The organism is Lysinibacillus sp. NPDC093210 (genome assembly GCF_044753985.1).
Classification (GTDB): Bacteria; Bacillota; Bacilli; order Bacillales_A; family Planococcaceae; genus Lysinibacillus.
Genome location: NZ_JBIVOE010000003.1, coordinates 391,030 through 401,858 on the forward strand (window position 1 = coordinate 391,030; position 10,829 = coordinate 401,858).

Annotated in this window: 9 protein-coding genes; 1 reads left to right on the forward strand and 8 read right to left on the reverse strand. The window is 36.2% G+C overall.

Annotation, left to right across the window (positions count from 1 at the left end; all coding sequences use genetic code 11):
* Positions 1-148: 148 nt before the first annotated feature.
* Both ACIP9C_RS11140 and ACIP9C_RS11145 read right to left on the reverse strand, forming a co-directional pair.
* The gene (locus ACIP9C_RS11140; RefSeq protein WP_401010535.1) at positions 149-913 is read right to left on the reverse strand and encodes a GNAT family N-acetyltransferase; all 765 of its coding nucleotides are present in this window, start codon (positions 911-913) and stop codon (positions 149-151) included.
* A gap of 109 nt (positions 914-1,022) precedes the next feature.
* Positions 1,023-2,741, reverse strand: coding sequence for an HD-GYP domain-containing protein (locus ACIP9C_RS11145; protein ID WP_401010537.1), 1,719 nt, complete (start codon positions 2,739-2,741; stop codon positions 1,023-1,025).
* A gap of 770 nt (positions 2,742-3,511) precedes the next feature.
* Here ACIP9C_RS11145 and ACIP9C_RS11150 point away from each other — a divergent pair.
* The gene (locus tag ACIP9C_RS11150) at positions 3,512-4,942 is read left to right on the forward strand and encodes an S-layer homology domain-containing protein (RefSeq protein ID WP_401010539.1); all 1,431 of its coding nucleotides are present in this window, start codon (positions 3,512-3,514) and stop codon (positions 4,940-4,942) included.
* 34 nt (positions 4,943-4,976) lie between these two features.
* Here the strand turns inward: ACIP9C_RS11150 and recO are convergent, their stop codons facing one another.
* The 6 genes from recO to ACIP9C_RS11180 all read right to left on the reverse strand — a co-directional run bounded on the left by recO (position 4,977) and on the right by ACIP9C_RS11180 (position 10,457).
* Positions 4,977-5,771 carry a DNA repair protein RecO gene (gene recO, locus ACIP9C_RS11155; RefSeq protein ID WP_401010541.1) on the reverse strand — a complete coding sequence of 265 codons (795 nt, stop codon included), beginning with the start codon at positions 5,769-5,771 and terminating at the stop codon, positions 4,977-4,979.
* A 177-nt stretch (positions 5,772-5,948) separates the two neighbouring features.
* The gene (gene era / locus ACIP9C_RS11160) at positions 5,949-6,866 is read right to left on the reverse strand and encodes a GTPase Era (protein ID WP_401010543.1); all 918 of its coding nucleotides are present in this window, start codon (positions 6,864-6,866) and stop codon (positions 5,949-5,951) included.
* Positions 6,853-7,266 (reverse strand): cytidine deaminase, encoded by a 414-nt coding sequence (locus ACIP9C_RS11165; protein ID WP_340823628.1) that lies wholly within the window; start codon positions 7,264-7,266, stop codon positions 6,853-6,855. The genes era and ACIP9C_RS11165 overlap by 14 nt, the downstream gene beginning before the upstream one ends.
* A 236-nt stretch (positions 7,267-7,502) precedes the next feature.
* Entirely contained in the window at positions 7,503-7,853 is a 351-nt protein-coding gene (locus ACIP9C_RS11170) for a diacylglycerol kinase family protein (RefSeq protein ID WP_401010545.1), read from the reverse strand.
* Positions 7,854-8,327 (reverse strand): rRNA maturation RNase YbeY, encoded by a 474-nt coding sequence (ybeY, locus tag ACIP9C_RS11175; RefSeq protein WP_340823626.1) that lies wholly within the window; start codon positions 8,325-8,327, stop codon positions 7,854-7,856.
* A gap of 9 nt (positions 8,328-8,336) precedes the next feature.
* Entirely contained in the window at positions 8,337-10,457 is a 2,121-nt protein-coding gene (locus tag ACIP9C_RS11180; RefSeq protein ID WP_401010547.1) for an HD family phosphohydrolase, read from the reverse strand.
* Positions 10,458-10,829 lie beyond the last annotated feature (372 nt).

Genomic DNA, 10,829 nt, shown 5'->3' on the forward strand with positions numbered 1-10,829 from the left:
GATTCACGGACTTTTACTAGCGTTTTCTCCTGTCTTACCAGCGATTTTTGGACTTCTATCGGCTATTTTTCTAGGTTTACAGGCGATTCTATGGCTTCTCTCTGCGTAATTGCGTCCAGATTTATTATTTTCATCTACAATGTCTCTGTTATAATTTACGTAATTCTTTTAAACGCTTCATCGCTGAATGAACAGTAAGTCTGTGAAATGCTATTAATTTACTTTTATAGACGACTCCATAAATACCATAGGGTGTTGGAGAAAGTCTCAACAATTCTTCCCTATTTTGCAAATCAATTAATTGTGCCTGGATGCCAAGTTTTTTTGCTCCCTCCACAACATTGTCCGTTGCAATATCTACAAATGGGCATTGAGGAGTACGGAAAATTGTTAACTTTTGAAAGGGAGACAGCCGCTCATCCCAGTCATTCGGAAAGTATGGATCAGGGGCATTTCCAAATTTACAAACTAGCAACTCAAAGCCATATGGTGCGTGAGCTATTTCTTTGAAATTATGCTTCAAAAAAATAGGCTTACTTGGAGTCCAAGAAGTATCTGGGTTTGTGATAACAATTACCCCTGCCTTATTTTGTTCCTTAGCATCTAATAGACACTTATTAATCAATTTAGAGGCATAGCCCTTTCCCGTAATACCTACCCATAAACAATGAATCACCAAATAGTTTTCACCAAATACAACTCTTGAAGAAGACTCAATTGGTGTATATTCAATAAATCCTGCCTGCTTATTATTCTCCATTATTTTTATATACTTTAAACCTTCGTGAAATCGTTCAAGAAGCCATTTATTTTTATTTATGTACCCTGTAGCATTCGTTTTACTACGTTGACAAAAGCATCCACTTTGAGAAATATTATGTTCATTCAATTCTATTACATTTTCAATAACCACTATTACTCCCTCCTAAAACTATCTTCATATATTTCAATACTTAACCAACAATCCCTTTTTATAAATTTATAAAAATAAAAACCAAATCAAGTTTTGATTTGGCCATGTTCTATGCTTTTAACGATATAAATAATCGCTCCTGCATTTTTTCCTCAAATAAAAACTTTTTCATACTCATTCCAACTAAGTTTACTAATAGTTCCTCAATATCACTTAAAGAATAATATAAAAATGTGCCTTCACGCATAGGGCGAACTCTTTTGTCTATCGTCAGTTCCTCCCCAATAAAGTAGGCAACATTGACCCCGCAATGCTCCATCAGTTGTGTAATCCGTTGATCATCACCAGGGTTGATAAAGAACGGCACAATTTTATCAATATACAAAATACTCTGAACAAGTTTGATAAAAAAGTTCTCACGAATAGAAGTTTCAACAACTAAAATTGTTGTTTGCTCATGCTGATAATCCATGTACAAAACACTTAATTGCTCTTCCAATAGTTTCTTTAATATATGAATAGAATTTTTATATTTCTTCATATCTGTTTGAATTTCTCGAGTTAGTAGCCGTAGAATACGATAGGCAGGTAGGAAGATTTTTAAAACAATTTCTTTCGGATGTAAATGATCGATTAATTTATTGAAATACACTTTTAAAGTATTTTCATCATTTCGTATCAACTGTTCGATAAATAAGTTGAAAATTTCTTCAAAACTGTTTGCACGATAATCAATCATTTTAACAATTTTCACACTATAATTCAGAGGTAAATTCATGGACGTTTGCTCATCTAATAATTTTACTTTCGGTAACGTTGGAAATAAATCATAGACAAGCTCTACTTGTGCACTACGATTATCAGATAGTAACACAACTGAGTTTACAGGATAAATGCCAAGACACTCTACAAATTTATTCATAAACTTTTCATTATATAAATGTCGATCCCGATATAATACTGCTAAAGCATCTGTTGCGTTATACCCCGAATGATACACACGCTTTGAGGTCATCGCCGAATAGACATCAATAATTTGTAATAGTTGAACGCCATCACTCATCTCATCTGCACATAGTTGATTAGGATACCCTTTTCCCGCAAAGCGTTCGTGGTGATCACGTGCTAAATAAGCGATATCCGCTTCACCATTTTCTAGAAGGAGCTCATAGCCTTTTGTTGTATGTGTTTTAACAATATCAAATTCATCTTCGGACAGCTTTCTTTTTAAACTTAGTATCTCTTGTGGAATAAATACTTTGCCGATATCATGAAATAAATAACCACGTGCTAGCATCTCTATGTCCGTTAAGCCTATTTGCCGCGCAAAAATAGTTCCAAGTACAAAGGCATCAAATGAATGGACAAACGAGTACTCATCCCATTCTCTTAAACGTATTAGTAAATCGTAGCGATGTTTTTTTTCTAAAATTTTCTCAAACACGCCTCTGACATATGCTGTGTCCTGCGTACTTTTTAATATTTGACCATAACGCAATTCGTGCACAACACTTTCTAATGTTGTCATAAATAGATTGTTGACCGCTACTTTATATTCATCTATTTCCTCTTTTTGTTCTAAAAGCGGCGCAAATACATCCTCATACTCTCTTGTACGCTGTAAACTTAAATCATGAACAACCCTTACTGAATCTGGTGATAAAAAAACTGATAATTCCCCTACTTTTCTCAGTTTAAGTAATGCAATAATTCTCTCAGTTAGCACTAAATCTTTTTTAGCTAATAGTCGATACTCGGAAAAAATATCTTCTGCTAAAATATCATTCGCTTCTACTTCATCAATACTTAATGTCACTTTTCTTAGCATTTATTCAGCCACACACGCTTCTTTACAGCATTATGTGACCTCCCTCCCTTTTCCATAGGACTGCATTAATCTAATACGTACTATTGTACGTTTTGCTGATAGAGGCACGGTTTTCATATATATCTATGTCAAATTAAATAATCAAAACTAGGTTTCCATGTAATTAATTAGTATAATTATACAAAAATAGCTAATATATATTTCCTTTATCTTTACAATATCATAGGTTAAAATGCCTTTTCAACTAGTATATGGGATTGAAATGATTAGTTAATACTATGCATATATTATAAACTATTTAAAAAGTAGTTCTTTAGATTTATAAATTCTTTAAACTTCACTATTTCATCCAGTTGAATTTCACTTCATTTGACCTAATCTAATCAAATCTAAAGTTTATTTTTATAAAAAATAACTATTTTTCTATTAATGTAACATATAGCTAAAAAAACAAAATTTTTCTCGCGTTTTCAAACTTTTGACGTTCTACTAATCTTTTTTTCCTAATAATGAGAAGGTTACCTATCAATGCACACTACATAATTTCCATTTTATAGTGGTTAATATTCCCTCTATTCTCACCTTCAACAATTTGATATAAATATATTATTATAGTTAATCTTTTATGTTAAAGTACATTTTTTTAACAATACATAGTAATACCAACCATTCACAATCAATCGTCCGGAAGTTTGAAACTGTACATAGGAAGGATTCTTACTAGAAAGAAAAATGCTATAAATGTATATCTATTCATTGGAGGAAACAAATTGAATACACATCGTTTTTATCAAATGGCTTTGGCTGCAACTTTAGCAACAAGCGCTATTGTGATAGCCCCCCCTGCAGCTAATGCCGCTTCGTTATTTCCCGATATTAATCCATCTACTGAGGAAGGCAAAGCGATTATTAACTTAGCCGAGCGTGGTATAATATCTGGTTACCCTGATGGCACGTTCAAACCCGCAAATTTTATTACTCGTACACAGGCTGCTAAAATTTTAGCAGGCATTTTACATCTAGATACTGTTCATGTAAAAAATCCTCACTTTAAGGATATTACCCCTGATAACGAAAACTATGGTGCAATCGCTGCTCTTGCAGAGGCAGGAATAATTAGTGGCTCTAATGGCTATTTTAATCCGACAAAACAAATTACACGTGGTCAACTATCCAAAATGCTTGTAAAAGGCTTCGATTTAACAATCACTGACGATATAGATACACCTTTTACAGATGTAAAGGTTGGCAGTGAATATGAGCCGTATATTCAAACATTATTTGCTAATAACATTACAAAAGGTACGACGCCTACTACCTTTGGACCTCAAAGCTATGTAAAACGTTCTCAACTAGCCTCTTTTGTAGTGCGCGCTGAAAACACTCAAAATAACGCAATGATTCATGCAGATTATTATAATCAAGATTTTATTTTTGCATCATATGGCGGGATAGAACCAGCGGAGGATATTTTCACTTGGAATGACGAACAAGAGATAACAAATACTATTACAATCAAGCCATTAAAAGAAGGCACTGGTAAATTGGTTATCACTGGTTTTAACGAAGATACAGAGGAATTTACAGATATCTTTTTCTTAGTTCATGTGAAATCTATCAATGGTAAGCTGCAAGCTACGCTAGAAGAAGTAAATGAAGGAGATTATTTAGAAAATCTACCTCTTAATCTAAATGAAACGGATTTAACGTTCACACCTACAGAAGTAAGTATTCAGACAGCGGATGGCCAAGCGTTATCTTCAGATTCCTATGCATTCGATACGAAAGATAACGGCGCAACATTATCAATATTTAAAGATGGACAATACTTATTAACTTTTACAAATGGTACACAACAACAAACAATGGCGGCTGATGTGTATACGTATGATTTTGTACGTAGTATTGACCTTTACGAAATTACAAATGAATTAACGTTTACAAGCGATTACTTTACTTTTGAGCCTGTGCAAGTTGCATTAGAAGATTTAGATGATAGCTCTGATCCAACACACAAAGTACCAGTCAAAGCCGTAATCGATGGCAACAAATTGATTGTAACGCCATTAGCAGAAGGCAATGCTGTGTTACACGTAACTGGAAAAAATGGAGAAACTGCATATTTAAATGTTGAGTTTATGAAAATTGCAGATAAATGGGCTACTTATTACGGTTTATACGATGATTCCGATGCCTATTAATCCGTACGAAACTTAAAAAATGCCAGAGGACATATTAGTTGTCCTCTGGCATTTCTGTTTTGTCTGTAGACGGTCTTAACTGTAATTCAGGTGTTCTTTCTAATTGCTCTATGAATTTCTTTGTCTTAAAGCGGATACCGGTTTGTTCCTCATAAATGGTTGTAATAATTTTTTTAATGAAATATTTTGTTTCTTTTTTTAATTCTAGTTTGCCGATTTGATCAATTGGAACGGTATAAAACATGCGAATCAGCTTTAGCTGTGTTGGTGTTAGTCGAATAATATATGGGTCGTGCTGATAACAACGATGACATAGGAAGCCCCCTTGTGCAAAGGAAAAGGCAAATTCCCCATCAACTGCTCCGCATGATGCACAAGCATGGAGTATTGGTTGTACCCCTGTGTAAGGCAGCATTTTCCACTCTACAAAAAGTGTAATGGCTTCTGGATCATAGCCATCTTCAATCGCTTGTAATGCTTGTAGGAGTACTTCAAATGCAAAAGGCTCAGCCTTCCCTTCTTCCACAACACGTTCAATTAGTTCCATTATATAGCTTGCATAGGCAGTTGCTACAATATCCTCACGTATATGACGCATTGAATTTAGATGCTCTCCTTGTTGCAATGTACCCATACCTGTATGATGCTGTACCATAAACATCCCATATGTAAATGGCTGTGTCACCGCAGATAATCTGCTCGAGGGCTTTTTCGCACCTCGCGCCATTGTTGCTACTTTACCAGCTTCTCTCGTTAGTAGCGTCACAATTTTATTTGATTCTCCGTATGCACGAACCTTTAGCACAATGCCTTCCCATTTATAAAGCATCCATCCCCCTCCTTCCTGCAAGTTTTCAAAGAAAATAGAGCTCTCCAAACAGTATTTGGACAGCTCTGTACTATTTCCTGTAAAGCTAAAAGCATCCCTTCAGCTGACGCTTTGTCCACTTCAAGAAATCGAAAAATTTTATCATCTCAACTAAGTAATTAAGCCACGCAAAGAAAATTAATATTCATCATCACGGAATCCAAAATCACGAAGATGCGTCGATTTATTACGCCAATCTTTTTGCACCTTTACCCAAAGCTCTAAATACACTTTAGATCCGAGAAGCATTTCTATATCTTTACGAGCACGGATACCCACTTCTTTCAGTAGTGTACCATGTTTACCTATAACAATGCCTTTTTGAGAATCACGTTCTACAATAATTGTCGCCGCTACACGGATTTTTCCTTCTGTTTCTTCATCACGACGAATTTTATCAATGACTACCGCTATAGAATGTGGTATTTCCTCACGCGTTAAATGTAACACTTTTTCACGAATCAACTCTGAAATAATAAAGCGTTCTGGGTGGTCTGTTACTTGATCGGCAGGATAATATTGTGGACCTTCGGGTAAATATTTTGTTAAAGTTGCCAGTAAGTTTTCAACGTTATTACCTTGAAGTGCTGAGATTGGCACTATTTCTGCAAAGTCATAACGTTCCTTATAGCTGTCGATAATACTCATTAATTCATCTGGGTGAATTTGATCGATTTTATTAATTACTAAAAATACAGGTGTTGGATTGCCTTCAAGCATTTCTAAAATAAACTCGTCACCTTTACCAAGCTTTTGCTCAGCGTTTACCATAAACATAATAACATCTACTTCACGTAATGTATTTTTCGATACTTTTAACATGAAATCGCCTAGCTTATGTTTTGGCTTATGGATACCTGGTGTATCAATAAAGATCATTTGGCTATCGTCTGTTGTTAGTACACCTTGTACTTTATTTCGTGTTGTTTGTGGCTTATCGCTCATAATGGCAATTTTTTGACCAATTACTCTATTTAAAAAGGTAGACTTACCGACATTTGGTCGTCCAATAATTGAGATAAAGCCTGACTTATAGCCAGTATTATTTTCCAGCATTCTCTAAATCCTCCGTTGTAAATGCAAACGGTAGTAACTCGCCAACTGACGTTACCGTGACATCACCATTTAAATTTGTTAAATATACAGGCATAGATGGTTCACAAAATTCCATCATTACTTGGCGACACGCACCACAAGGGGCACAAGGGCCGTCCGTATCAGCTACAATAGCAATCGCCTCAAAATCATAAACACCTTCTGAGACTGCTTTGAAAAACGCCGTACGCTCTGCACAGTTCGTCATACTATAACCTGCATTTTCAATATTACAGCCATGGATGACATCCCCATTTTTAGTTAAAAGCGCAGCACCCACTTTAAATTTTGAATAAGGCACATATGCCTTCTCGCGTGCTTTTTTAGATTCTTCTAGTAACGCATGCATATCCATCTTCATCTATGCTAATTCTCCTCTACATAAAAATCATCTATGCCTTTATTAACTAGGCACTCTTTAATCAATTAGGCGTTTGCGTAATTGCGTCCAGATTTTTTTGAGCCTGCTCGAAAAGCCACTCTAAAATCTGTGACATTCTCCTTGCCTTAGCCAAAGTTTAAACTCCCACTAAATTTAGTGCACAATTTGCATTCATTCCCCACTTATAAAGGTGGTGGACTTTTGCTAAAAACAAGTTAAAACCATTTTGGTATAAAGATTAGTAAACCGATTATAGCACTGAATACCGCAAATACAAGCACCGCACCTGCTGCAATATCTTTTGCTTGCTTAGCAAGTGGGTGAATGTCTTTTGAAGCTAAGTCTACAACTCGTTCAATAGCGGTATTCATCATTTCAAGCGCAAACATCAGTGCTATTAATAATAGCACAATAAACCATTCTACTTGTGATAAACCTGTGAAATAACCAACGATTAAAACAATGCCCGCACTGAGCAAATGAGATTGAAAATTTTGCTCTTTACATGCGGTGATTATACCTTCAAAAGCATATCCAAACGAACGTAAATATTTGCGTAAGTCCATTTAGTCACGTCCTAAGCCATAAGATTGTAAAATCTCCTCTTGCTTACCGAACATCACCTTTTCATCCTCTGGTACCATATGGTCATAACCTAATAAGTGCAAGAAGCCATGGACAGCTAAAAAGCCCAATTCACGCTCAAATGAATGTCCATATTCCTCAGCTTGCTCCTTTGTGCGATCCGTTGAGATGATAATATCACCTAAAATACGTGGCATTCCTTCAAATGTTACTTCCATTTCACCTTCGCCTAATTCCTCTAAGGCGAACGATATAACATCCGTTGGTTGATCTTTACCGCGATAGTCTCTGTTAATTTCTTGGATAGCTTCGTTTGTCACAAAGGTAACTGATACTTCTGTTTCAGGTTCAATCTTTTCTACTTTAGCAGCATGTTGTAGAAGCTTCTCCACAAGCTCCATATGCTGTGCAGTTACTTCATTTGTTTCATCTGTAAAATCAATCGTTAAAATCATTAGTGCCTCCTACTTATCTGCCTTTGGATACTCAATACGTGAATGGAAAATCCCATTTAACGTCTCACAAAGTACTTGCTCTATACATTTTAACTCTTTTATCGAAATATCGCATTCATCAAACTGATGGTCCTGTACACGATCATCGATAATAGCACGCACGAGCTTGTGAATTTTCTCAGCATTTGGTTCCTTCATTGAACGAACCGCCGCTTCCACACTGTCTGCTACACTTATCACGGCAGCCTCTTTCGTTTGTGGTTTCGGTCCTGGATAACGGAACTTTGCCTCATCAATCACTTTTCCCTCTTCCTTTGCTTTGTAAAGGAAAAATTTAAGTAGACTTGTCCCATGATGTTGTAGCGCTATATCAATGATTTCTTGAGGCATTTTATATCGTCTTAGCATGTCAGCTCCATCAGTAGTATGTGCAATAATTATTTCTGCACTAGTTTCTGGCGGCATTGAATCATGTGGATTCATACCTGACATTTGATTTTCAATAAAGAAAGCTGGACGCTTTGTCTTGCCAATATCATGATAATAACAACCTACTCTTGCTAGTAATCCGTCTGCACCAATAGCTTCGCATGCAGCTTCAGCTAAATTTGCCACCATTACACTATGATGATATGTGCCAGGTGTTTCCATTAGTAGTTTTTTTAACAACGGATGATTTGGATTGGACAGTTCGATTAAACGCAATGTCGATAGCAAACTAAATGCCGACTCAAAAAATGGTAATAGCCCCATTGTAAGTGCACCTGATAAAAGTGCCGATAATATTGCGGCTATAAAATAAAACAGCAGCTCAGACAATCCATACGATGATTGTGTCATCAGTAAATAAAATGCGATAAAGCCCATATTTACAAGTGATATAACAGCAACAGCCTGCAAAATATGTGAGCGCTTTTCTACACTGCGCATAAAGAATAAACTCGCAAAACCACCAAATATAATATATAAGGTAATTTCCATCTGCATCACAGATGAATACCCTTCTTGGAAAATAACACCTGCCGAAGCAGCAGTCATAACGGTAATTAATACCGCCGCACGATCATCAGCTAACAGTCTAACAAGCATTGTAGCTAATGCAGTTGGGAATAAAAATGCAACCGTCACATCAAAACCATCTGCCACTAAGCTTATAAACTTCATTAGAAGAATTGAAAAACTATACACAATAACCGTTACGAGCAATGCATTGCGCTTTTTGGGTTCTTCTATTTCCCAGCGATCAAATAAAATATACATGAATATCAGTTGAAGGAAGGTTAAAATAATCAACCCTGCAATTGGCTTCATTGAGGCTTTATTACTCACCATTCCAAGTAGCTCTAATTGCCTAAATGTCTCATTGTCAATAATTTGGCCTTCCTGTACAATAATTTGACCTTGGAGTATACGCGTTGGTTCAACCGCTTCCTTAGCTTGCTCTATTCTAACTTTTGTTTGTTCCTCATTAATTGTTTCGTTTTCAACAATACTTGCACGTCCAATTAATATGACTGTGCTTAAAATCTTATCAGGATAGCCACGCTGTCCACGAATTTTTGTTTCAAAATCATTTTGAGCAGCTAACACATTTTCTTTACGAATCGATTTTTGTAAATATTCTTGTACAAGTTTTGAAAGTTGTACGCTTGTTCTCTTTAAATCTGCTTCACTTTGTTGTAATAAGCCTTCGAGCTGTGCATCTGTAAAAATGACAGGCATTTGATCAACATCAATAGATTCTAATTTTTTGCGGAGCTTTGCCACTTGGTCGACTTCTGCATCGGAATCTTTATTGCTGTCAACAGCCTTTTTCACTTCAAGCACATAATCAAATAAAGACGTCACAATCGCTACACGTTGTTTTGCAACGTCTTCTGAAAATTGATAGACGGGCGTAACTGCATTGGCAGCCTTTTCTCGTTCCTGCTGAGTCTTAACTGTATCTTCAATTGTTTTCGTCGACCTTACTGTTTCGGATGCAAGTTGCAATGGTTTAAAATCGTATGTAACACCCTTTACATTGCCATACATAAATGTAAACTGTAATGCCCCTGTAAGGATGAGAACGACAATCAAAAAGTAGCGAAATCCAATAAGCTCCGTAATTTTTTGAAGTTGTTTCTCCATTCGGCACCTCCTCTATCTATCTTCTATCATACCAATTCAAAAAACATTTTTCCCGAAAAATGTATAAGAAAGCAAAAAAACAGCTATACGTATTTGTATAGCCGTCACATTTTTCATTTTTCAACCTTAAATATGCATAAATCGCTGAATTTGTCGCTTCATTTTTGGTACAAGTTATTGCAGTTGATTTCCGCTGCGGGCAGGCGCTTTCCGCGGGCACAACGTAAGCCGCAACTAGTCGCTGTTGCGCCGCCTGTTGCGTCTTATGTTTTGTGCTGTTCCCGCAGGAGTCGCCCGCCCTTCGCTCCAATCAACAGGTATTAGTTTCTAGTAAAGATGACTAAGCTTAAAATTAAGCACTATATCGTTCTG